The following is a 23,282-nucleotide window of genomic DNA, read 5'->3' as shown; positions in this document are numbered from 1 at the left end:
CGCTAGTGCATATGGCATAAAAAACAAAAAGGAGGTCCGCCGGCATGGCTGGACCTCCTTTTCTAGTTTTCACTTATTGTCCTGGCTCTCCCTAAACAAAAATGATCTCTTCAGTAGCCCTGTAGTCCCTTGGTGACAGACCAACATATTTTTTGAAGGTCCCGCTGAAATAGTTGGGGGTGTTGTATCCCAGTTCTTCTGCGATGGCTTCTACTGTGTGGTCGGTATGGCGCAAAAGCCAGACACCGCGCTGCATACGGACGAAGGTGACATACTCGACAAAGCTGCGTCCGGTTTCTTGTTTAAAGATGCGGCTGAAGTATGGCACGCTCAGATTGATCTGGTCGGCAACCTGCTTGATTGACAAGTCCTCCGTACAGTACTGGGAAATATACTCGACACACTTTTGGATTTGCATGTCCATCGTGATTTCCTCAAAATAACGGAGCTGAAGTCTTTCGTATGGCGATGTCCGCCTTGCTTTACAAGCTTCTTTATATGAATGGTGCAGCAGCAGCGGCTCACGATATACCGAGCCTACACCGATATAAAGCTGAATACCGTATTCATTTTCCAAAGACTCAATCGCCTCAAGTATGTGCCCTTCCCCCTCTTTCCAATGCTTCAATGAAACATACTCCGACGGCAATTGGAGCAGCATGAGCAGGTGTTTCCTGTAGGACAGGAAGGTGAGCTGATATCCTTCAAACTGCTTTTTCAAAAACTCCTGGATGACCATCGACGCCTGCCAGCCCTCTTGCATTCGTTTAGCCGGACAGCGTACGAACCCCTGGATAAAACAGACCACATTCGGAACAGCTTCTCCCGGCAGGAAAAAGCGGGATTGCAGCAGCTCCTCCTCTGTCTTCACATCCCCTGACAGCAATTTCCGTAAAAAAGCTTCCTTAAAAGGCAAGGTATTACTTCCGAGAGCTTGCTCTGTATGGAAATGATGGAATACTTCCTCGGTTTCTGTGAATCTGGCATTCTCACTCTCAATCTCATCGATCGCGCGTTTCAATGTACGTAAAAAAATCCGTTGTTTCACCGATTTTACCAGCAGGTATGTCAGTTTGAACTCGATTGCCAGCGGAGAGGTGTGCAAAAGTGACGGGTCCAGCAGCGGAATGATCCGGCAGCCTTTATTCCGTTTGCGGAACCGGTGTATTTTTACCCAATCATGCCATTTGTTCACCTCTATGATCGCGATATGTATATCACTCTCTTCGTCTACTAGCTTACAATTCTCCTGGCACTCTTCCAGTATCCATGCAGCCAGCTTCTCATACTCCTCTTCATCCTCCACCGCAAGCCAGATGGAATGCAACCAAACCACCCCCTTTTAATATTCACAACAGTGAATAAAAATTTAAATTATATTAAATATTTGTATATTTCTGATAATTTATTGTAAGGTATTGGACAATTCTCTATCGTACAATCAATTTAATCATATCATGGCTTGCATAAAGGAGGGAAATCTTGATAACGGGAAAGCCAAAATATTAACTAGGGGGAATCATAATTGGCAGGGGAGTATCGGGAGTATAATTATGTAGCGGCTGATACAATTGACGTCAGCGAGCTAGAGCCGCTTGATCCGGAAACAAAGCAAATCATGAAAAGTGAATTCAGTACTGGCATTAAACTTACGCTCTTTTATTATGTATTCATTCTTTCCATTCCTATTTTGAACTGGTATGCCGGAGAGTTCATGTTTTCCCGGATGTGGGGCGGCATGACCTACAGCTGGTTCTTCACAAGCATTGTCGCGATGGCGATGGCGTTCGTCATCGCCTTAATCCATACGACTTTATATGAAAAGCGTCTGAAGAAAAGTGGAGCCGAGCAATCTTCGAGTCCTGCTGACGGAAGGAGGATTGGCTGATGTCGACATTCCTTGAGCCGAAATTCCTGTTAACATTGATCCTGATGGGAACCATTGTCTATATCACCTATCTTACAAAAAGAAACGCGACAGCTTCTGACTACTTCGTCGGGGGACGCAGCTTCGGCTGGTTCACCAACGGCTCGGCAATTGGCGGCGACTATTTGAGCGCAGCCACCTTCCTTGGGATTGCCGGCCTGACCTATCAGCTTGGCTATGACGGTGCTTACTATGCATTTTGCTTCTCGATTGGCTTGACACTCCTGGCGATTTTCGTCGCTGGACCGCTTCGCAAGTTCGGAGCCTATACAGTCGCAGACTTTTTGGCCTACCGGTTCCACAGCCGGCGCGCCCGCCTTGCAGCCGTTGCTGTCGTTCTCGCTATTTCCGGTTTCTATGCAGCCCCTCAGCTGCTTGGCGCTGCTCAAATTCTAAGCATGTTTTTTGGCACCAGCTATGAATTCGGAATCATTTTTACATGCTCCGTGATGATTTTCTATGTAGGAATCGGCGGCATGAAGGGTACTACCCTCAACCAGGCGCTTGAACTATGGATTCGCCTTGGCGCGTTCCTCCTTATGGTCGGCGCGGCCATCTGGGGCGGACTTCATTATCAGGATATCCTGGCATCAATTAATGAATTCAAAGGAACAATCACAGGTACATCAAGCTTCACTGCTGATGGAAAAGACATTCCGTTCGACGGTTCGGTCTGGACAGGAACAGGCAACTACTTCCCGTCCTTCTGGCAGACGATATCAATGACAATCGGGCTTTCACTCGGTACAATCGGGCTTCCGCATATCCTGTTGCGCTTCTACACAAACCCAAGCGCGAAAGCAGCCCGCAGATCCGCCCTGATGGCGATCGGAATCGCAAGCGCATTCTTCCTGTTCGCTGTTTATCTTGGAGTTGTCGGACGCTCAATCTTCTTGACTGGCAACGCTGATCCGGCTGTTGTGAAAGATCTGATTGCCGGCGGGAATAACATGGTTGTTCCGTCAACAGCACAGGCCCTTGGCGGAGAATGGCTGCTTGGCCTTGTCATCGCCGGCGCATTCGCAGCCGTGTTCTCGAACCTTTCCGGGCTGTTCATCGCAAGCTCTGGTGCACTTGCACATGATTTGTACGCAACCTTCTTCCGTAAAAACATTACTGAAAAAGAGCGCGTAATCGCTGGAAAAGCCTCTATTATCGTACTTGGTGTTTTATATGGAATCCTTGGTCTGATGGTAAAGGAAGCCTCCATCGGCCACCTTGTTGCACTGGCATTCACCGTGGCGGCCAGTACGTTCACACCAATCTTCATCCTTGGGATCTGGTGGAGAGGAATGACGGAGAAAGGAGCCATCGCCGGCCTGGTACTCGGTCTCGTTGCTTCCATGTACATGATTTTCTTCAAAACGACACTGCCAGAGTTCCTGCAGTTCAACGTACCAGGAATCATCACCGTGCCAATCGGATTCCTGTCTGTCTACATCGTCTCAAAGCTCGACCGCAAAGTACCATCTGATGTAAATGAATTTATGAAACAAGTCCACTCAAAAGAGTCGGAAGCAGCTTAATAATATAGAGAAGCCTGGGATTTTTCCCAGGCTTCTCTTTTTCTGCTATATAGACTCCGCAACCCTCCCAGCAGTCTCTCCCTGTGTATCCACATAAAGTGTCCGGCTTGGAAACGCAACGGATACGCCTTCTTCTTCGAGGATTTCCATGATCGCGAAATTGATTTCTTCCTTCACTGACAGGTATTCCGCCCAGACTGTCGTTTTCGTGAAGAAATAAAGGAAGATATCGAGGCTGCTGTCATTGTACTCATCAAACTTAACAAAAATCGTATCCGGATGGATGTCATCGTTTGACCTCAACATTTCTTCAATCCTGTGGATCGTATTTTGCAGCTTCATTCTCGGCGTGTCATATGTAACACCAAGTTTGAAGGTAATTTGTCTTTTCCCCATCTTGCTCCAATTTGTGATTGATTCATTTGCTGAAATTGCATTCGGAACCGTGACAACGGCCTGAGCGAAGGTGCGGACTCTCGTGCTTCTGAAGGAAATATCCTCAACCGTCCCCTCGACACTCGGCGTCTTGATCCAATCACCTATCGTAAATGGTTTTTCGGTAATAATGATGATCCCGCCGAACAGATTCCCGATTGCGTCCTTTGCAGCCAGCGCGAACGCCAAGCCGCACAATCCAAGGCCAGCAATAAATCCATTTACATCATATTCAAATACCTGCGCAATAATACTGAGGCTGATGGCGACAATGATAAACCGAATCGCCTTCGAAAAAAACAGAATCAAAATCTGGTCGATCTCCATATTAAAACGATCATTAATTTTCATAAATAATAGCGATGAACCCGAAGATAGGTTGTATAGCCCCCATGCAATCAGCATGATGATTGAAGCTCTGATAATCTTTAAAAATAGCGGACTCGATTGCTCCATGAACGGAAAATAATCCGCAGCCACATAGATTCCTATAATGATAAACAACCATCGGATCGGCTGCTCAAATGCCACGGTCATACTGGTGAAAAGCTCAGTCGGCGTTTTCTGGCCCAGCTTTAACATCAGCCTGAACACATATTTTGTGAAAAGCTTCCTGAACAAAAGGAATAAGAAGAAGATTCCTATGGAGATTCCCAGATTTTTCAGCACTTCATAAGACAAAAGATATTCCCGTCAGGTCATTTCGTCATTCCCCTCTCTATTTTTTGCTCGTTCCATCATAACAATGAATTTCTTTTAAAAAAACGCCAAGGAATGATTTGTATCACTTCTTTGTGTTTGGATAAGTGTTATTTTTAGCATGAGAAACATTATCAGTTATAACCTATACACACTCTAGGAGGAAATATAATCATGAGTGAAATGATAAATAACCGTGAATTGAAAGCAATGGATCCAGCAAGGCGAAAGGCAACTTTAAAGCAGCTCTTCAAAGATCTGCATGATGGGAAAAACGTGAATGAGGTCAAGGCTCACTTTGATGCTTTTATTGGAAAAATAACCATCGAAGAAATAGCCGGCCTACAGCATGTCGAGCTGATTGAAGGCGATATATCCGTTACGGAAATGCAGCGTATTTATGCAGCACACGCCGACCTTTTTAAAGGAGCAATCGAGGAGAAAGACTCAGTGTACGGACCTGAAAACCAGCCTGGACATCCGGTCCATACATTCGAACTGGAAAACCGTGAGATTGAACAGCTTTTACAAAATAGGCTTCGCGTTCACCTTGAACAGTTTGCTATGGAAGACAGCGCTGAAAATATCAACCTTTTGCTAGAAGATTGCAACCTGCTTTATGACATTGACAAGCACTACAGCCGCAAGGAAAACTTGATCTTTCCTTACCTTGAAAAGTACGGGATTTACGGACCGACGACGAATATGTGGCGCATCGATGATTTCATCCGCGACGGAATCAAGCTGGCTAAGAAAAAGCTGGCAAATTATGATGGCGATAAAAATGGCGTCATTGAAGAGGTGCAGTTTGTCCTCAGAGAAGTGAGCGACATGATTTACAGGGAGGAAAACATCCTCTTCCCGATGGCCTTGCAGAATTTTACGGAAGATGAATGGGTAAAAATAGCCCATGAAAGCGACGAGATCGGTTACTGTCTGACAGCACCTGCCCAGGAATGGAAGCCTGCGCGGAATCCACTTGATGCTGATGCGATTTCGGAAGGCTATATTAAAATGGAGACAGGCATCCTGTCATTGAAGCAGCTAGAATTGCTGCTGAATCATCTGCCTGTTGATATTACTTTCATTGATCAGGACGATGTCGTTCGCTATTTTTCACACGGAAAAGAAGGATCTTCGCGCGCACAAAGGCAGTCATTGGCCGCACTGTCCAGAATTGCCACCCGCCGAGAAGCGTCCATGTCGTCGAGGATTTGCTGCGCGACTTCAAAGCTGGCAAAAAAGACACCGAAGACTTCTGGATCAAGGTCCGCGACAAATTTGTGTACATCCGTTACTTTGCAGTCCGGGATGAGGATAATCAATATATCGGTACCCTTGAATTCACACAAAACATCAACCCGATTCAGGCGCTTGAAGGAGAAAAACGGATATTGTCCTAAACCGACACTAGGCAACAGCCCCACGGCTGTTGCTTTTTTCTCCTTCACCATCTTTATCATTTCCTTTATAAGACCCTGAAAAAAGAAAAAGATTTAGATTGTTCGGCAGGTATTCCCAATTATATACAGAATATCAGATGAGAAATAGTATATTGGGAGGTTATGAAGATGGTTGCAACACAAGCGATTTTAGCGTGGACGTTTATCTCTGAATGCCCGATTCCAAATGATGTGAATGAACTGTTAGTAGAAGGTGAAAAGGCGATCGCCGCTTATAAAACCGTTCGTGACAGCGCGATTTTCACTAATAAACGACTGATTGTCCGGGACGCACAGGGTCTCACTGGCAAAAAAGTGGAGATTTACTCCCTTCCTTACTCATCCATCAATATGTGGTCCACCGAGAATGCCGGCAGCTTGTTTGATGTTAACGCCGAGGTCGAATTATGGACCAGGGCCGGCCATATTAAGGTAAACCTGAAGAAAGGTGTAGATATTCGTAAGTTTGATAAGCTGATAGCTGAAGCGATATTGTAATTTCCATAAGCATTCCTCGTCATGACGGGGAATGCTTATGTTTTATTTGCATGCCCATCCACAGAACAAATGCGTCAGAAAGATAATTTCTATCGGACAATTTTCCCTTCTTGCCCGCGCAGTTTGTCCGATAGAGCACATTTGGCGGCCCACTTGATTAAATATTTTCTCCCACCCTGTCCTTTTCCCCTCCCCGCCTGTATATAGAAGGTGAAAGGAGGTGAGGCAAATGGCAATGGCGATGTTGAAGGATTCTAATATCAGGCTGATGTTTGAGGCCGGTGTTGATGAGAAAGGCGAGCCGATCTTCAAGGCTAAGACTTACCGCTATGTGAGAAAGGAAGCTACTGCTGACCAGGTTCAGCAGGCGGCTGTGGCTCTTGGCGGCCTTAGCGCGAACTTGTTAAGCTCTGTGGAGCGTAACGACAGCTTCGATATCATCTAATCTGGCAAGCTACTAATTCTATAGGAGGTGAAAAACATGGCTAAAACACTTGAGTTGCAATTCGCTACGGCTCTTGGCAAATACGCCAAGCTAACGGTTGATAACCCCACGGAACCAGTTGATCCAGCAGCAGTCAAGCTGGCAATGGAGCAAATTATCGCTTCCAACGCATTCCTGCCAACGAATGGAACCCTTGTTTCCGTTCACAGCGCACGCGTAGTCGAACGCAATATAACCGAATACGAACTAATCTAATGAAAGTGAGCCGGTCTTCTTCTAGAGACCGGCTCTTGTTTTAAAAATCCCAGGAAGGAGGAAACGCACATGGAGCAGCTGATTCCGTTCATCAGCGATGTTGGGTTCCCGATCGTCGTGACACTGTACTTGCTTCACCGAATCGAAGCAAAGCTGGATACAGTCGTCCATTCGATCCAGACCCTGCCCGCGCGATTGCAGGAACGGCAAGACCCAGAGCCGGTTTATACCCAAAAGGCAATCCGGGAAATCAATCACTAAACATCTCAAACCATCACTCTTTTAAAAAGAGGATGGTTTTTTCATTTGATCAAACGTTTGATTAAATTTTTTAACATAATCACGAAAGAATTATTGGAATTTTATGTTAAATATAATCAATGATTATTCGGCTTGCTTTGCTTGGCTGACTGACATGAGGGCTTAAGGGGGGGCAAAAATGGCATCTATTATTTATAATGTCATATTAATTGCTAGTTTCATATTTTTATTACGAAAAAAAGAAGATACAGAATCCTAAAAGCTTCAACCCAGACAGAATGAAGCTTCCAAACGACAAAGAAAGCGGCCTATCGCCGCTCTCTTTTTTCACCATTGGCAGTACCCACGCTTACTTAACCTGAATCCACACTTCAGTAGACTGTAAGCAAGGCTCAAGACACCGTAATAAGTCCCATCAACTGCTATTCTGACATTTGAACAATTTTGCAAAGATGCACCTTGAACAAATCTACTTATGATACATCCCAACCAGCCGTCTTCGGTTCTCTCTCTTAATCAGCTGCCACATCGGGACATATGTGATGCTAAATACGATCAGTGCCGCAACTTCTAGATTCAGATAATACATGATGCCGCTGCCAAAGAAGGATAGGATGGTTTTCGCTTCTGTCGGACTCGCCAAATAGAAGAAGTTCGTATCGAACAGGAAATTGAAAATGAAGATTGGAACGGCAATTATGTTCACGACAACATAAGTGAAAAGAATGGCTTTACGGGGAACTCTGTAGTCTTCAAAAAGGATGAAATACAATGCGGCAATCGGAATGGCTGAGTGGTTGAGGAAGTATTCAATATAGTCGAAATGAGGAAAGGTGTAAGACATTTCAGGTGTAACCATGCTAAAACTGCCGGCAAGGTGCCAATGAAGTAGAGTACATAAAATCCTTTCACACTCTTTCTTAAAAACAAATATATCGCCAGGAAGGAGCTGAGCGAACACATGTGTAAAGGAAGGTCACCGATTTGCCATTGCCCGGTCAGGATGAGCCACAGCTGATGAGAAACCTGGCATGCCACCAGAGTCCAAAATATGATCCATTTCAAAACATTCTTATGCGGCCTGATTTGGTTTCTGAATCGCACCAATCCCAGACAAACCGCAAAGAAAATCCCCAGAGTAATCAAATGCTCGGCAGAAAACAATTCAAAACCCTGCATTCCCGTAACAGAAAACATGATGTCATCACCTCGCTGTACATTAAAATGCTGTTAACTATATATGTATGCGCGTAAACATCGGATGAACACCGGATTTTGTACAAAAACCGTGTAAGCGTGTATACAAAAAAGAAGCACAGAGTACGTTCCATGCTTCACTCCTGTCTCAGATATAAAGGCAATCTTAAGTAAATTTGCTGCCTGCTTCTCTTATTTACCATGCTTCAAATATAAAGGCAATGTAAAAGTAAACTCGCTCCCTTTGCCCGACTCGCTTACAGCCCGGATCTCGCCACCGTGCGCTTCGACGATATATTTTACGATCGCAAGCCCGAGCCCGGTACCGCCGGATTCCCTGGATCGGGATTTTTCGCCGCGGTAAAATGGATTGAAGATGTATGGCAGATCTTCTTCTGTGATTCCTTGTCCATTATCCCTTATGCTTACCTCGACAAAACCGCCCTGTTTCTCGATTTTCATGACCAGTTTCGTTCCACCGTACTTCACCGCATTATCAATCAAGTTCGCCATTACCTGCCTGACCCTACCGCTATCAATTTTTAAACTGACAGACGGCAGCGGATCAGCAAGCACGAAATCTACCCGCTGATAGTCCAATTGCGCACTATGAAAGACCTCCTGGAAAAACTCGCGGCTGTTCACAAGATTCTTATCAATTGAAAGCTGCTCGAGCTCAAACTTGGAGAACTCAAACAGGTCTTCGATCAATCTATCCAGCTGGTCTGTCTTTGATTTGATGACTGAATAATATTTCTTCTGCATCTCCTCATTCTTGGCAATTCCGTCTCCCAATCCTTCCACATAGCCCTTTATCGAGCGAGCGGTGTCCTTAAGTCATGGGAAATGCTGGCGATCAGTTGCTTTCGTGCCCGTTCATATTGCTGCTGCTGCTCAATTGACTTTTTCAAGTGGTCACGCATCAAGTTGAATCCCTGGATAAACCGGCCGATTTCATCCTTTTTTCCATACCTGATCGGATAATCCAGATTCCCTTCAACCACTTCCTCTGTCGCATGATATATTTCCTTCAGAGGCAGAAGGATCGTCTTGGAAATATACCATGTCCATATTAAAATCAGCGCAAGCAGTACCATCAGGCCAATCGCAATCGCTCCGAGGATGGCATAAATCATTTCTTTGAACTGACTAAATGGAGGTGCGGAGAGAGAATTAGCCTGGATTTCCGCTGACAACTCGCCATGTTCCTCGGTCAGTATGTCCACATTGAATTTCCCGAGCCTATCCGGCCATATGGATGCTTCGCCACTTCCTTGATGGGCTGCAGAATTAAATACCGTATCTTCTTCAGCAGAAAAAACGATCAGCTCAATATCATATTTTTCCAGAAGCGGCCTTGCCTTTTCGTAAAAAAGATCTGGTTCTGCAAGATACCCTGCATTCTCATCAACTGTTCTTTTGACCTCAGACAAGAGAATACCCAATTCATCCTCATTGCCTGCCTGCTCTTCCATACCGGCTGAATAAAAGGTCATGAACAAAATCGCTGCCGCAATCGGCACAATGATAATGCTGATAAAAGCGAGGACTAACCGCGGTTTCAACCCCCACCTCATTGGCTTCCACCATCAAATTTATAACCGATTCCCCAGACAGTCTTGATAAACCGCGGTTCTGAAGGGTTCGTTTCAATTTTTTCGCGAAGCTTCCTCACATAAACGGTGATTGTGTTCGTATCACCGACATGCTGATAGCCCCAAACGTTTTCCAGCAGCTGTTCTTTTGTGAATACCTGGCCTTTATTGGCTGCCATGAATGCGAGCAGCTGGAATTCCTTTGCTGAAAGCTCGACAACCCTTCCGTCTCCATGAACGGTATATTCTTTTAAATTAATCTCAAGTCCTGGGAACCTGATTATACTTTCGGGCTCCTTCTGGACAGACAGATGTTTGAATCGCCTAAGCTGCGCCTTGATCCGGGCAACAAGCTCTCCCGGACTGAACGGTTTGGTGACATAATCATCTGCCCCAATCCCTAGACCGATAATCTTGTCGGTATCGCTCTTCTTCGCGCTCATGATGATGATCGGAATATTAGACTCAGCCTGATCCTCCGGCAAAGTTCTATTCCGTCCATTTTTGGCAGCATGACATCGAGCACTGCCACCGTGGGCCGATGTTCAATAAATTGATTCAATCCGTCAAGCCCGTCAAAGGCCAGAACACTGCGGTATCCCTCAGCTTCCAGATAATCACGGACAAGCTCGGCAATTTCACGTTCATCTTCCACAATTAAAATCAAATCTTCTTCCATGATAGGTACCGTCCTATTTTTAAAAATAAAGGAAACCACAAAATGCGGTTTCCTCTTTCATAACATAGTCCTGCTTAAGCTGCAACGTCACGCTTGTTAAAAATGAACAGTGATAGAAATGCAAAGAACGCAAAGTAAATCAACAGCATCACAATGGAGAATGTCATTGTCATTCCTTCAACGAGCGGTGTCCCCGTCGTGTACTGTTGTAAATCCGTGTTCGCAAACAGGATGTATTTCACCCAATCGTACTGGCTTAAAAGCTGGACGATCTGCGGGCCCGTGAACATCAGGAACAAAGAAATTCCGATGGCGAGTGAACTGCTGCGGAATACAGTCGATATCATGAAAGCCAGAGTAACCATCATAATCAAATCAATGCTCCTGAATCCAAACAGCTCAATAATATGTGTGACCATATTCTGCTCGATAACCCTGCCATTGCTATAAGAAAGATACGGAGTTTCCGCCCCGCTGAAGCCGAAAAAGATCATTCCAAACAGGAAAGAAGTGCTGAATAATAAAACGAGCATCAAAAGTGCGAACAACAAAGTCGAAGCATATTTGGCAAGAAGGACCTTCGTTCTGCTCACTGGGCGAATCAGCAGCAGTTTCACTGTCCCCCAGGAAAATTCACTTGCTACCATCCCCGCAGCAATGACAATCGTAAACAAGGCCGCAATCCCGGTGAATGTCGTCGCATCAACCATATAGCCCCAGAGTGAATCCCGTTCAATTGGCGCAAGATCATGTTCGATCCGGTATTCATTTAAGGCAATCCTTTCCTGCAACAAACGCTTTTGTGCTTCAAGCATCGGCGCTGATTCCAGGCTCTCTGTCAATTGAGTATTTTCAGTGGTCAGCTGTGCTTTCCAGTCAGCATTACTGTCAGGGTCTAATACAAACTTTGTAAAAATGCCAACGAGGGCAACGACAAAAACCAGGATTCCAATCATCACCCATGTTCCCATACGTTTATAGATTTTTATATTCTCATTATGAATCAGTCTAAAAAATGGCTCATTTACTTCCCCTCCGTCATTTCCAGGAATTTTTCCTCCAACGTACTATTTTCAGAAGAAACCTGATAAATCTCGAAATCATTTTCCGCCAGCACCTTAACCAGTGATGGAACCTTCTCACGGCTGGCTGAAACAAACATCTTAGCTCCATTTACCTTTGGATTGAGTTCAGGGAACGTTTGCTCAATAAACTCCCTGGCTTTTTCGATCGGCTCAATTTCAATTGCCGTACTTACTTTTTCCCCGACAAAGTCTCCCACCGTTTCCACGCTGACCAGACGACCATCCTGGATAATCCCAATCCGGTCACACATCATCTGCATTTCCGAAAGCATGTGACTGGATACAAAAACGGCAATCCCTTCTTCATGTGCGACCTTGCGGATGTAAGTGCGAATCTCCCTGATACCGGCAGGATCCAGGCCGTTTGTCGGCTCATCGAGAATCAATAAAGCAGGCGAATGCAATAAAGCCTGCGCCAGTCCCAGCCTTTGCCTCATCCCCAATGAATAGCCCTTAACTTTTTCTTGAATTCGTTTCTCAAGCCCGACAAGCTTCACGATTTCATCGATTCTTTCTTTTTTCACAGGATCCGGCAGCATCCGCGCATATTGAAGTAAATTATCGTAACCTGAGAGGAACTTGTACATCTCCGGATTTTCAATGATTCCGCCAACATGCGAAATCGCCTTCTCAAAGTTCTTTTCGATACTGAAACCATTGATCAGTACCTCGCCCTCAGTGATGCCCATCAACCCGACCATCATCCGGATCGTCGTCGTTTTGCCTGCCCCGTTAGGTCCAAGAAACCCAAATACCTCACCCGGAAAAACATCCATGCTGATCCCATGGATAATCGTTTTATCTCCAATCACTTTCTTTAAATTTTTAATCTCAACAATCGCTTTTTTCATAGATCATTGCCTCCCTTTCACAACCTCTATTCTGTCAGCGAATCCCTAAAATGCTCTTATGAAATTATTAATAAATTATTAAAATGACCGAAAACACACGCAAAAAAAGAGAGCGACATCTTGCAGTCACTCTCCATTCTCCACATTTTCAATAGCTTTTAACCTAAAACAAACCTCACTTCAACATCCTCCACAAACCCCAATTCACCGCAAACATCAAAATTGCATACCCACCAACGCCAAAGGGCAATTTCAATGCTAAAAAGTGAAGTCCCACAAAGATCGGGATGATGAAGAAAAGCAGAAACACTTTGATATCGCCACTCTGCTGGACGGCATCGAACGGCTGTGAAAAGGCGAGCTCCTTTCCTCCTGCCAGAAAGCACACCGCTGTATAAATCAACGCGGCGAATAATACCGCAGCCAGGTCATCCAAAATCCTCAGGCCAAACAAAAAGCTGAACATAACCGACACGAGCAGGAACAATGGCAAGAACAGCTGGAACAAAAAGGCCTTTAATGCCGCTTTATTGATCAAGCCCAGATTTTTTACCGGTGCGACCTGATAAATCCAGCTACCTTTATAGGAACCAGAATGCGCGAGCATGATGACTGATGTGGGGATGACCAGCATGATTGAATACATGCTCAAATAGGACCGACTGGCAGCGAATTCCTCAAAACTCATTATCGAGTAGCTATTGAACATAAACACGAACGGAACCACCACGGCAAACCCAAGTGAAGGGTAGACCTTCAGCTTGAAATCGCGCTCATTTTTCATCATGATCCTGGCGAACCGGAAAAATGGCAGCTCATCTTTGGAAACCAGCATGTGCATGGAACGGAAAACCTTCAACTTATTGCTGGTTTTCTTCTTGCCAGTCTGGCTCGAGAGTTTTTGGAGATTACGTTCGAAGTCCGGGATCATCTTCAAATACACAAGGATGGATACGACCGGTCCAAGCACAGCCAAACTCGCCAATATCATATTCCCGTTGCTTCTGCCTCCCCCAAGCAGCACATCGAACAAGCCGCCAAACCACATCGGCGGTAGCAATACCTGCCACCAGGCAAAATCAATTGTATAATCGAGATTCACCAGTTCAAAAGAACGCGCCACCACCTGGTAGCCAATCATCATCCCGACAGTGAGGGCAATCTGGACATAATTGATAATATCCTTAAGCTTTTCACCGTCAAAATAGCGCAAAATAAACAGGTATAACAACGCTGTGAAAGCAATGATAAAAATGTCGGCCAGCGCGAATGAGACAAGGAATAATAAAGTGAACAGGATGCCCTTGAAGAACAGGCTGACCAACAACGGAATAATCGTTGTTGCCAGGGTAATGTACAGCATGTAAATCGTCACATGCAGCAGCTTGGCCATGCTCACAGTTTTCAAGTTGACAGGTTTCGTAGCAAGGACACTTTTATCCCGTAAGTCGAGCAAGACCGATGAAAAATCGGAAATCAGCGTCGTCATGATGATGAACATGAAGATGCTGAACAAGATTGACACTTCAAACAGGTAATTATTATTCAAAAATAAAAACGGAATCAGCATCAATCCAAAAAAACCGTACATCCACAATGATTTGAAGAATTCATTCTTCTCAGGTTTATCCTTCTTTTTCCTTGACTGGTTGAACACCGTTGGCTTCCGGCGCTGATCCATCGTCAGCTTGACCTGGAGAATTCGCCGCATCGTCGTATAATCTACACCCATTTTTAAAAATAATGGCTTAAAAACATCCAGCAGCCTTAAAACGAAAAAATTGTCCATCGTCACCCCTCCTTAACGATGGATACAAATTCAGAGGCACGATCCTGATGCTCATGGAATCCGGTCATCTGATTGAAGATATTCTCAAGAGATCCCTCTTTGCTCTGACTCTTCAATTCTTCAAAACTGCCATTCGCCACGATATGGCCGCCATGCAGCAAAACGATCCGGTTGCTGATCTTCTCGACGACGTCCATGATATGGGACGAATAAAAAATCGTCTTCCCTTCAGCAGCGAAACGTGCAAGGATCTCCTTAAACACCATCACGCTATTCGCATCCAGACCCGTCAGCGGCTCATCAAGGAACAACAGGTCAGGGTTATGCAAGAAACTCGAAACAATCAGCGTCTTCTGCCTCATCCCTTTCGAAAAAGAAGAAATCCGGGATTGATAGACCTCAGCCAGCCCGAACACATCGAAAAGCTGCTTCGCTTTCCTGTCCGCATCGTCATAATCTATCCCATACAGCTCGGCAGCGAACGTTAAATATTCCTGGGCCGTAAGCGAATCATACATTTCAGACGTCTCGGGAATATAACCGATCCTCCGCTTGTAGCTTTCACCCTGCTTCGCAATATCCTCTCCAAAGATCTCAATTTTTCCAGAATACCCTTCTTCAAGGCCAAGCATCAGTTTTACCGTCGTACTTTTACCCGCACCATTTGGCCCTATGTATCCAATGATTTCACCTTTATCAACTTTTAAATCTATCCCTTTCAGCACCTCGTTGCTGCCATACGACTTTGTCAGGCCGGTGATTGATAATACTTCCGAAGACATGACTCTCCCCCTTTTAAAAATGGTTCAAAATACCATATTCTCATTCTAACATAGTAGTAAAATACTGGAATGGCTTGTGGGGTATTACGCAAATAACCCCCTTATCAATAAAATAAGGGGGCATTCTGCTACACCACTTTTTCGAAAAAAATCTGTACGACAAGTGCAACTGTCATCACCCGCAGAATTGGTTTGACATAATTCGGGTTCAGCTTGCTGGCAATCCTGACGCCAATTTGCGCTCCTGTCACCGAACCCAGCATCAAGGCAATCGTCAGCGGCCAGATAACAGCCCCGGTAGAAATATAGGTAATCGCTGCACCTAAACAGCTCGAAAACGTGGCAAGACGGACATACCCGACTGCCCGAATGTAGGCGATGTTCAAATAACCAAACAAATAAAGCATAAGCGTCCCTTGTCCCGGCCCGAAAAGCCCATCATAAATTCCGATTGCATATAAACCTGGAATACTTTTACCAGAAGGCTTTAATGGCTGATCTCCAGACATGCTCCCTTTCCCCATGAATGAGGCGAAGAAAGCAAAAATCAGCAAGCCAATCGCCACTACATACATATCATCACTTGAGATTTTCGCAGCAATGAAGCTGCCGCTGACTCCGCCAATCAGGCTGACAGGGATAATCCAAAATGATTCCTTAAAAGTGATTTTCTTTTCTTTATAAAGATGGTAAAAGCTGGAGAAGGAGCTGATCGTATTCGAAACTTTATTGGCAGCAATCGCAGAATGGACCGGCATGCCAAGAACAAGCATCGCTGGCAAACTGATCAATCCCCCACCTCCAGCCAGAGTTCCAACCGTCGTCGCAAAAATCCCAATGAAAAAGAGAATGATATAATCCATTTTCTTACACCTCCCGAATTTATTATATTCCCGAGAGATTGATTAGAAAATTTAATGTTTTGAATAAAAAGGCATAAGAAATTATTATGTTAGGTAGAAGCAAAGGAACGAACTATTTGTTTCTTTCATGCAGTTTCATCCCCTATACTACAGATATCGATTATGTGACCGTTAGCTCGCTAATCCTCCAAGTTGGGGCACATAAATCCTGTTTATGTTCCCGTAAGCCCGCAAATCTATCGAGTTGGGGCACAAGAACAAGTATTCACTTAATGTTTTACCAAAATCTCCATTCGCATTCTCACCTCATCCTAATTCCTTTGAATTATCAGTAAAGTCTTATATGATTGAAATACAATATATTCAATTGGAGGGTGTTACGATGGAATTAACTGTTTATTTGGCAGGGCAGATTCACGATGATTGGCGCGAACAGGTGGCAAAAAAGGCGAAGGAAATGAACTTGCCTTTGGTCTTTGTCGGACCGCAGACAGACCATGATCGCTCGGACAATATTGGCGAGGACATCCTCGGAGAGCAGCCAGGCAATGTGTATAAGGATGACGCTGCATCTGATATCAACAACTTCAGGACACAGGTATTAATGCAAAAATCGGATATCGTCATCGCCCTGTTCGGCGAAAAGTACAAACAATGGAACACAGCAATGGATGCCAGCGCTGCGATCACAATGAACAAACCAACCATCATTGTCCGTCCAGAATCCTTGATTCATCCATTGAAAGAACTATCCAATAAAGCGAACGTAACAGTAGAAACCGTTGACCAGGCACTGAATGTCATCAGTTATATTTATGAATAGAATTGAATCATAGGGTGTGTGCCCTATGATTCTGCTATGCTTCTTCCTTTTATACATCGAACTCCAAACCATCAACTTTCCATTGGTCATTGTATAATTTGAATTTCAGATTCAAGAATGTTGGGGGACTGACTGGCTCACCGTTTGCATCACTGAAAAATTCTCTTATATGGACAGTATAAGTATCGTTTTCAGGATTATACTGAAACCCTTGAATGACCCAGTCATCCAACTGATGATTATCAGCTGAATATAGCAGCCATTCGACATTATCGTTATTTTTAACAAATAAATTATTGTCCCTTTCCTCCATTATAAGTTCTTCAGACAGCAGAGCCTGCAGGGTTTCTTTGTCACCTGTAGTATGTGCTTTTACAAACTCCATTGATAGGTAACTCATTTGGGAAAACAGGTCGTTTTCTTTTTGATTCGTTTCAAGTTGTCCCTCCATTTCTGATATTTTTTCGTTTAACCTATCAATTTCCGCTTTATTCTCAGCAAGATCCATGGTTAATGTTTCTTTCTCACTCTCGAGCTGGTTGACTATTTCTGTATCGGTACAAGCTGTAATGATTGGAATGCAACAAACAATCAATAACATTCCTTTTTTAAACATATTCTTCCCCTCCTCTTCGCATTTGTATATTTCTATCAAAACATTACAAAATCCTTCTACAGCCATTCCTGCCATGATTAAGTTGTGTTAATCAACAATGATTACGAATAAAGCCATATATTAAAGAGAAGGTCCCTCGTTTTCATAAAACGAGTGAACCTTCTCTCGGACTAATTTATCTCAATAAATTCCTAAACTGATGTTCGAGGTTACGCACTCTGCGTCTGTCCCTTTTCCTTCGACATGAACCAGCCAGCTGCTGCTATCCCAATGAGTACCGTATAGAAGAACAGCTTCCATTCTACAGAATGGGCGAATTCGTAGGAGATGACTCCGATATCCTTATGCCCAAGCGTCAACACTGCAAGTTTTACGCCTACCCAGCCAACAATCGCAAAAGCGGCGATTTCTAGACCAGGTCTTGATTGGAGCAATTTCACAAAGAGGTTCGCAGCAAAACGCATGATAATCAATCCGATTAATCCACCAGCAAAAATGACAAGGAACTTGCCGCCATCCATGCCGCCGATCTTTGGCAGATTGGTGTTCGGGAGCGTCATCGCCAGGGCTACAGCTGCAAGAATTGAATCAACTGCAAATGCGATATCTGCCAGCTCTACCTTAAAAACAGTTGCCCAGAAACCAGATTTCTTTTTCTCAGCAGCATGGTTTTCATTCTCTACTTTCTTGAAATAAAGCTTCCTGACTATGTGGTTAATGGCGATGAACAACAAGTATAGAGCCCAATCGCCTGTACCTGCCAGACATCGACCAGGAAAGAAATGATGAACAATGAAGCAAAGCGAAAAACAAATGCTCCTGCCAAACCATAAAATAGTGCCTTTTTCCGCTCTTCTTCCGGAAGATGCTTTACCATAATCGCCAATACCAATGCATTATCAGCTGCAAGCAATCCTTCAAGAGCGATTAACAGCAGCAATACCCAACCGTATTCAAATAAAATCGACAGTTCCAATCACTTTTCCCCCTTTTAAAATTAAGATGCGTTCCCGCTTTTTTGAGCCAAGCGCCTGGATTCAATCCGCTCGTCGATTTTTTCAAGCAGCTTCTGATCCTCCAAAAGCTCACGCCTGTTCTCCTTCAGCAATTCCTCAAAAGACACCTTTTTCTTTTTCACTTGATCAGCTCCTTTTCAATAGTTTCATATTATTGAAAGTTCCAATTCGTCTGCGGCCGGCCTGAACATAGAAAAAGACCTTTACCAGACATGGTAAAGGTCTACAAAACATAAAAACACCCTTACCAAAATAGGCAAAGGTCTTGCTAACAACGACAACGTTGCCAACAAAGCCGGGAGATGCGTGACCTCCGAAATGACGACTCTGTTGTAAAAGCTACTCCCCTTTAGGAGAACTATTCAATTAATGTAAGTACAATATAATTCATGTACTAGCACTGTGTCAATAAGTAATTGAGAGTCTGAAAATTTATCCCCTGTGAATCCAGGCCCACTGTGATAAAATCAAAATAAAACTCTTTCCGGGGGTTTAACATGCAAACCGAATCAACAAATAAAAAACCTTTACGATATAAAATCGGCATGTTCCTTATTATTTCATCCTTCATTATATGGGTGACTCCACTTGGCATTCCCTTTCTTCCGCTTTCCAGCAAGATGAAGGTTATCAGTATCACAAGCTGTTTAGTCCTTGCTGAAGTTGCCTTCTGGCTTGGAGCGATTATGGTCGGAAAAGAAGTCGCAGGTAAAATCAGAAAGTACTTTAACCCTAAAAATTGGAGAAAACAACACGAAGAAAAACAAGAGGATGAAAAGGAAGCATAGGGACGTACCCTATGCTTCGTTTTGAGTCAGTCCCTTATTTGCGTCTAACCGGAATCCATATTTCACTCCGATACTTCGGTGAGGCCATATCTTTATTTTCATTCCACAGAATTTCCGGTTCTTCTACTTGTTCATAACTCGAGGAAGGAAACCACTCGGAGTAAATCCGCCCCCAGACATTTTGAAGAGTCTCAGGGAATGGGCCGACTGCTTCAAATACCGCCCATGTGGTTGGTGCAACTTCAAGTGAAGCTAGATGCCCCGGACACTCCTTCGTTGTCGCAGCGCCAATATAATGATCCAGGTCTCCCTTCCCCTCCATCCGGCCCTCGGAAAAATTTGTGGACGCACTGATTAATCCGTAAGGCTCAATATTCGAAAGGTCCTTCAGTTCCTGGATTTTTTCCATACTCAAGCTCTTCCACATCTCGGCAATCTCTGGGTTCACTCCATGATAAATAAGCGGCACTCTTTTCGCGATGCCGACAATGCGGAATGATTCCTTCTCGACGATTCGATAATTCATTTCAGTTCCTCCCTTCCTCCCTTTATTGATAACTGGAAGGTCATCGGCGGATAGGCCTTCAAGGATTGACCATGATTCCTCGCTTCCGAGGGAGTGATCCCATGCATGGCATGAAAGGCTCTGGCAAAAGAATCAGGAGAAGTGTAACCATACTTCATCGCAACATCGATCACCTTCATATTGCTGTCCTCTAAATCAAATGCTGCTAATGTCAGCCTCATTCATACTCTGCAGCAAATCCATACCACGACCTCCTTCTACGTTAACAATAACAGGACCAAAACCATCCCACCCGACAATTCGTGCACAGCTTTTGCAGGAAGAAACCTGCACTTCTAGCGTCTGAAGCATGCTTCATAAGCAACATTGGAAACGTGAGAAACGGCCCTACATAACCTCAGAAGCAAGAGAACATCCCCTGTGGTTCTCAATCTTTTTCAACTATGACTTCACCTGTGATAGCATCAATATAACGGATTTGGGTTCGGCTACTTTTTTCACATGGTGTGTATATGAGTTTTTGTGATTCTTGATCATAGTCATACTCCCAGGCCAGTTCAAAATCAAGATGGTCAAGATAGCTTGCAACCGCCTCTTCCTCGGAGATTTCCGCTTCTTTTGGGAGCTGTTTCAACTCTTCTAATTCAATCGTTGGACCGCTGTAATAATCGACAAAGCCGGTACTGCGGTTCACAGCGACCATGATGATTTCTGATTCAACCGAAATTCCATGTCCATTATGGATGCTGAATACGAACGATTCCTTTTTAGAAAGCTCACCCTCATCGTCACGAACGACTTGCTGTAAATAGGGGTAAAACTCTGGTATGACATCTCGCAGGAAGCGAATCGCTATTGGATAACATTCATTACGGCTCAGATTAAGGCTGCCTGTCCTTTCATAAAACCAGGCAAACCTAAGCACCTTCCCAGTGGCTTTAGAAATGAACGATTTTACCGTAGATTCAGTCTGCTGCTTGAAGAAATCGTTCATTGTCTTCCCTTTTTTCGGAACGTCCCATCCTTGATCCCGCCAGACAATTCCCAGCTCCTCTCCCATATCCACTTCACGAATGATTTCCATTCCAGGAGTGATTCCGATGATTTCCTCATTCGGAATGTGTTCAGCGTTTAACTTGAAAACTGGCAGCGGTTGATACGTCTCCGGAACCTCATCATCTTCACGCTGGAACTTAAATGTCGGCTGCATTTCGTCCGCCTTGTATTTTTCGTTGCCAGATACCGGCTCATACACAAGGCGCAGACCTTCTTTTTCTATATCAAACAAGAAATTGGCGACATGTGTAACTGTAAGTTCAAAATCCAGCTTGCTCTGTACATCCCTCCTCAAAGCTTCAACCGGAATGATGCCAGCAGGAATATCAGGTAACGGCTTGACGCCTTCATATGTAAAAGTAAGGATTTTGCCGGTGGCGTCCACGTCAATATAGCAGCCAGAATTGTCCAAAGGCAGCTCCATCACCAATTGTTTATAATAAAAACGGTCACGGTTATCCATTTTCTTGTTCAAATGGTAGGTAAAATCCTTCAGCGCGTCAGGATAATGCTCCAAAAGGAATTGCTCGGCACGCTTCTTTTTTCCGTCAAAACCATTGGCTCATCAACGACAGTAGCGAGATTTAAGTCAAGAATCATCGCAGTCAAATTGCCTGCTGAATCCAGTTTCACCGTAATGGAGCTGTCTTCCTCTTCATTTATCCAGACAAAAATAGCCTCACCCTCTCCATTTCCATCCTCACTAAAATCCTCGATAAACACTTCGAAGGTGTCCGGAACATCTACAATTTGCTGTGCCCTAGCCTTCAAATACTCTTTTCTCATTCAAGCAACCTCCGTTAGAAGCAAAGTGACCTAGCCTTTGCTTTGGTAGTGCGACTAATTATTCATAGGCACGGGAAGAATTCCCCTGCACCGTACTGTTCGTTCTTTTCTTCATTTTACCAGATAGAAGATTACCCTTGCTGCCAGCATGATAAAGTTAATTGAAATATTTTACTATATTTTAAAAATTTCCAATGTTAACCTTATAGTAGAGATGGTTAGGGGGATAAAAATGAAAAACTTAGAAGAAGTTATTGAAGAGCTTCAGTCCAAGGTTGATTTTTCAGGAGCGGTCATGCTTCAGAATGGGGACGGCCATGCCGAAACTGCAAGCTTTGGCTATGCAAATCGGGCTGACCTATTAAAAAACAACCTCGAAACCCGTTTCGGAATCGCTTCTGGCTGTAAGCTTTTCACGGCGATCGCCATTTGTCAGCTCGTCGAGGAAGGCCGGCTAACCTATAATACAAGATTGAAAGATTGTCTTGATATAGAGTTTCCTAGTTTCAGTGAAGGAATCACCATCCACCATTTGCTGACTCATACTTCCGGTATTCCTGATTACTTTGACGAGGATATCATGGATGATTTTGAGGAGCTGTGGATTAAGCGACCGATGTATCATATCAGGAGCCTTAAGGATTTCCTGCCAATGTTCCAGAATGAGCAAATGAAGTTCTCGCCAGGAGAATCCTTTTACTACAATAACGCAGGTTATATTTTACTGGGCTTGATTGTGGAGCAAGCCTCCGGGATGGAATTTACTGAGTATGTACAGGAAAAAATCTTCAAAAAAGCAGGAATGAATGATTCTGGCTACTTCTCCTTTGACGCTCTTCCATCAAACACAGCTTTAGGCTATATTGACCTTCCTGACGGGAGCTGGAAAACCAATATCTACTCAGTGCCGGTAAAAGGCGGCTCTGACGGGGGCGCGTATGTCACAGTAGAAGACATGACCAAACTGTGGAAGGCGCTTTTTGGCGAACTTTTACTAAGTGAAGATACCTTGCACAAACTACTCATTCCTCATGCTCAAGTCAATGAAACAGGCTATTACGGGTATGGTGTCTGGATCAAGAATCATGACAATCAAATTTTGAAATACCATGTAATGGCTATGACCCAGGAGTTAGTTTCCATTCCGCCTATTATCCAGCTTCGCAAGCCATTGCCGTAGTTTGCTCCAACAAGTCAAGTGGTGCATTCGATATCATGAAGACAATTGAAGATAGTTTAGGATAAACAACAGACTACAGGGACGATTTCTGAAATGAAACCGTCCCTCTGTTGTTCTGATGGCTCTATGGATTCAAGTGTGTAAATCCTATTGTGACCCACA

23 protein-coding genes and 6 pseudogenes are annotated in these 23,282 nt (G+C 44.2%); 10 read left to right on the top strand and 19 right to left on the bottom strand.

Translation table 11 applies throughout. The features are described 5' to 3' along the window. Positions 1-91 precede the first annotated feature (91 nt). A complete protein-coding gene (locus tag JCM21738_RS09270) occupies positions 92-1,327 on the bottom strand; it encodes a helix-turn-helix domain-containing protein (protein ID WP_023625934.1) in 1,236 nt (411 codons plus the stop codon). Positions 1,328-1,525: 198 nt separating this feature from the next. Between JCM21738_RS09270 and JCM21738_RS09265 the strand changes: the two genes are divergently transcribed. Then, complete coding sequence (locus tag JCM21738_RS09265; RefSeq protein WP_023625935.1) at positions 1,526-1,888, top strand: hypothetical protein; 363 nt, start codon at positions 1,526-1,528, stop codon at positions 1,886-1,888. After that, on the top strand, positions 1,888-3,453 hold the full coding sequence (locus JCM21738_RS09260; RefSeq protein WP_023625936.1) for a sodium/solute symporter: 1,566 nt from the start codon (positions 1,888-1,890) through the stop codon (positions 3,451-3,453). The genes JCM21738_RS09265 and JCM21738_RS09260 overlap by 1 nt, the downstream gene beginning before the upstream one ends. Before the next feature lie 45 nt (positions 3,454-3,498). Here the strand turns inward: JCM21738_RS09260 and JCM21738_RS09255 are convergent, their stop codons facing one another. Then, on the bottom strand, positions 3,499-4,569 hold the full coding sequence (locus JCM21738_RS09255; protein ID WP_023625937.1) for a mechanosensitive ion channel family protein: 1,071 nt from the start codon (positions 4,567-4,569) through the stop codon (positions 3,499-3,501). A gap of 192 nt (positions 4,570-4,761) precedes the next feature. Here JCM21738_RS09255 and JCM21738_RS09250 point away from each other — a divergent pair. The 5 genes and pseudogenes from JCM21738_RS09250 (at position 4,762) to JCM21738_RS09230 (ending at position 7,488) form a co-directional block, all read left to right on the top strand. Continuing rightward, a pseudogene (locus JCM21738_RS09250) lies at positions 4,762-5,990 on the top strand (DUF438 domain-containing protein). A 168-nt stretch (positions 5,991-6,158) separates the two neighbouring features. Further along, on the top strand, positions 6,159-6,527 hold the full coding sequence (locus JCM21738_RS09245) for a PH domain-containing protein (RefSeq protein WP_023625939.1): 369 nt from the start codon (positions 6,159-6,161) through the stop codon (positions 6,525-6,527). Between the two features lie 229 nt (positions 6,528-6,756). Further along, positions 6,757-6,972, top strand: a complete 216-nt coding sequence (locus JCM21738_RS09240) for a DUF1659 domain-containing protein (RefSeq protein WP_023625940.1) — start codon at positions 6,757-6,759, stop codon at positions 6,970-6,972. Positions 6,973-7,008: 36 nt separating this feature from the next. Continuing rightward, a complete protein-coding gene (locus JCM21738_RS09235; protein ID WP_023625941.1) occupies positions 7,009-7,227 on the top strand; it encodes a DUF2922 domain-containing protein in 219 nt (72 codons plus the stop codon). Positions 7,228-7,296: 69 nt separating this feature from the next. After that, entirely contained in the window at positions 7,297-7,488 is a 192-nt protein-coding gene (locus JCM21738_RS09230) for a YvrJ family protein (RefSeq protein ID WP_023625942.1), read from the top strand. 469 nt (positions 7,489-7,957) lie between these two features. Here the strand turns inward: JCM21738_RS09230 and JCM21738_RS26715 are convergent, their stop codons facing one another. The 11 genes and pseudogenes from JCM21738_RS26715 to JCM21738_RS09190 all read right to left on the bottom strand — a co-directional run bounded on the left by JCM21738_RS26715 (position 7,958) and on the right by JCM21738_RS09190 (position 16,329). After that, the gene (locus tag JCM21738_RS26715) at positions 7,958-8,347 is read right to left on the bottom strand and encodes a TMEM164 family acyltransferase (RefSeq protein WP_256360193.1); all 390 of its coding nucleotides are present in this window, start codon (positions 8,345-8,347) and stop codon (positions 7,958-7,960) included. A gap of 110 nt (positions 8,348-8,457) precedes the next feature. After that, positions 8,458-8,667, bottom strand: a pseudogene (locus tag JCM21738_RS27700) (YwaF family protein); the annotation flags it as partial. Between the two features lie 210 nt (positions 8,668-8,877). Beyond that, positions 8,878-9,480 (bottom strand): sensor histidine kinase, encoded by a 603-nt coding sequence (locus JCM21738_RS22400; RefSeq protein WP_052019633.1) that lies wholly within the window; start codon positions 9,478-9,480, stop codon positions 8,878-8,880. 17 nt (positions 9,481-9,497) lie between these two features. Further along, positions 9,498-10,250, bottom strand: a complete 753-nt coding sequence (locus JCM21738_RS22395; protein ID WP_159101424.1) for a HAMP domain-containing protein — start codon at positions 10,248-10,250, stop codon at positions 9,498-9,500. 8 nt (positions 10,251-10,258) lie between these two features. Then, positions 10,259-10,459: a winged helix-turn-helix domain-containing protein gene (locus tag JCM21738_RS27275; protein ID WP_369385694.1), complete on the bottom strand. Its 201-nt coding sequence runs from the start codon at positions 10,457-10,459 to the stop codon at positions 10,259-10,261. Positions 10,460-10,675: 216 nt separating this feature from the next. Next, a pseudogene (locus JCM21738_RS27270) lies at positions 10,676-10,959 on the bottom strand (response regulator); the annotation flags it as partial. A 74-nt stretch (positions 10,960-11,033) separates the two neighbouring features. Further along, a complete protein-coding gene (locus JCM21738_RS09210) occupies positions 11,034-11,930 on the bottom strand; it encodes an ABC transporter permease (RefSeq protein WP_052019629.1) in 897 nt (298 codons plus the stop codon). Between the two features lie 53 nt (positions 11,931-11,983). Next, positions 11,984-12,895 carry an ABC transporter ATP-binding protein gene (locus JCM21738_RS09205; RefSeq protein WP_023625947.1) on the bottom strand — a complete coding sequence of 304 codons (912 nt, stop codon included), beginning with the start codon at positions 12,893-12,895 and terminating at the stop codon, positions 11,984-11,986. Between the two features lie 175 nt (positions 12,896-13,070). After that, the gene (locus JCM21738_RS09200; RefSeq protein WP_023625948.1) at positions 13,071-14,684 is read right to left on the bottom strand and encodes a hypothetical protein; all 1,614 of its coding nucleotides are present in this window, start codon (positions 14,682-14,684) and stop codon (positions 13,071-13,073) included. A gap of 2 nt (positions 14,685-14,686) precedes the next feature. Next, positions 14,687-15,466, bottom strand: coding sequence for an ABC transporter ATP-binding protein (locus JCM21738_RS09195; RefSeq protein ID WP_023625949.1), 780 nt, complete (start codon positions 15,464-15,466; stop codon positions 14,687-14,689). Between the two features lie 128 nt (positions 15,467-15,594). After that, positions 15,595-16,329: a sulfite exporter TauE/SafE family protein gene (locus JCM21738_RS09190; protein ID WP_023625950.1), complete on the bottom strand. Its 735-nt coding sequence runs from the start codon at positions 16,327-16,329 to the stop codon at positions 15,595-15,597. 382 nt (positions 16,330-16,711) lie between these two features. On the opposite strand from JCM21738_RS09190, the gene JCM21738_RS09185 reads away from it, so the two are divergent. Continuing rightward, positions 16,712-17,152, top strand: a complete 441-nt coding sequence (locus JCM21738_RS09185; protein ID WP_023625951.1) for a YtoQ family protein — start codon at positions 16,712-16,714, stop codon at positions 17,150-17,152. Between the two features lie 49 nt (positions 17,153-17,201). Here JCM21738_RS09185 and JCM21738_RS09180 read toward each other — a convergent pair whose 3' ends face one another. The 3 genes and pseudogenes from JCM21738_RS09180 to JCM21738_RS09170 all read right to left on the bottom strand — a co-directional run bounded on the left by JCM21738_RS09180 (position 17,202) and on the right by JCM21738_RS09170 (position 18,906). After that, positions 17,202-17,768, bottom strand: a complete 567-nt coding sequence (locus tag JCM21738_RS09180) for a hypothetical protein (protein WP_023625952.1) — start codon at positions 17,766-17,768, stop codon at positions 17,202-17,204. Positions 17,769-17,977: 209 nt separating this feature from the next. Next, a pseudogene (locus JCM21738_RS09175) lies at positions 17,978-18,744 on the bottom strand (TerC family protein). Positions 18,745-18,765: 21 nt separating this feature from the next. Continuing rightward, positions 18,766-18,906 carry an FbpB family small basic protein gene (locus JCM21738_RS09170; RefSeq protein ID WP_023625954.1) on the bottom strand — a complete coding sequence of 47 codons (141 nt, stop codon included), beginning with the start codon at positions 18,904-18,906 and terminating at the stop codon, positions 18,766-18,768. 375 nt (positions 18,907-19,281) lie between these two features. Here JCM21738_RS09170 and JCM21738_RS09165 point away from each other — a divergent pair, with 375 nt between their 5' ends. After that, entirely contained in the window at positions 19,282-19,572 is a 291-nt protein-coding gene (locus JCM21738_RS09165; protein WP_023625955.1) for a transporter suffix domain-containing protein, read from the top strand. 34 nt (positions 19,573-19,606) lie between these two features. Here the strand turns inward: JCM21738_RS09165 and JCM21738_RS09160 are convergent. The 3 genes and pseudogenes from JCM21738_RS09160 to JCM21738_RS25675 all read right to left on the bottom strand — a co-directional run. Beyond that, a pseudogene (locus tag JCM21738_RS09160) lies at positions 19,607-20,316 on the bottom strand (AraC family transcriptional regulator); the annotation flags it as partial. Positions 20,317-20,525: 209 nt separating this feature from the next. Beyond that, positions 20,526-21,671, bottom strand: coding sequence for a YcdB/YcdC domain-containing protein (locus tag JCM21738_RS09155; RefSeq protein WP_243462966.1), 1,146 nt, complete (start codon positions 21,669-21,671; stop codon positions 20,526-20,528). After that, positions 21,647-21,940: a YcdB/YcdC domain-containing protein gene (locus JCM21738_RS25675; protein WP_243462965.1), complete on the bottom strand. Its 294-nt coding sequence runs from the start codon at positions 21,938-21,940 to the stop codon at positions 21,647-21,649. Before JCM21738_RS25675 ends, JCM21738_RS09155 begins: the two co-directional genes overlap by 25 nt. A 232-nt stretch (positions 21,941-22,172) precedes the next feature. Here JCM21738_RS25675 and JCM21738_RS09150 point away from each other — a divergent pair. Beyond that, positions 22,173-23,185 (top strand): annotated as a pseudogene (locus JCM21738_RS09150) (serine hydrolase domain-containing protein). Positions 23,186-23,282: the final 97 nt, after the last annotated feature.

This window comes from Mesobacillus boroniphilus JCM 21738, from assembly GCF_000517385.1.
In the GTDB taxonomy this organism is placed as follows: Bacteria; Bacillota; Bacilli; order Bacillales; family Cytobacillaceae; genus Mesobacillus; species Mesobacillus boroniphilus.
Note: the sequence above shows the minus strand (reverse complement) of the source record. Positions and strands in the feature narration are given on the sequence as shown.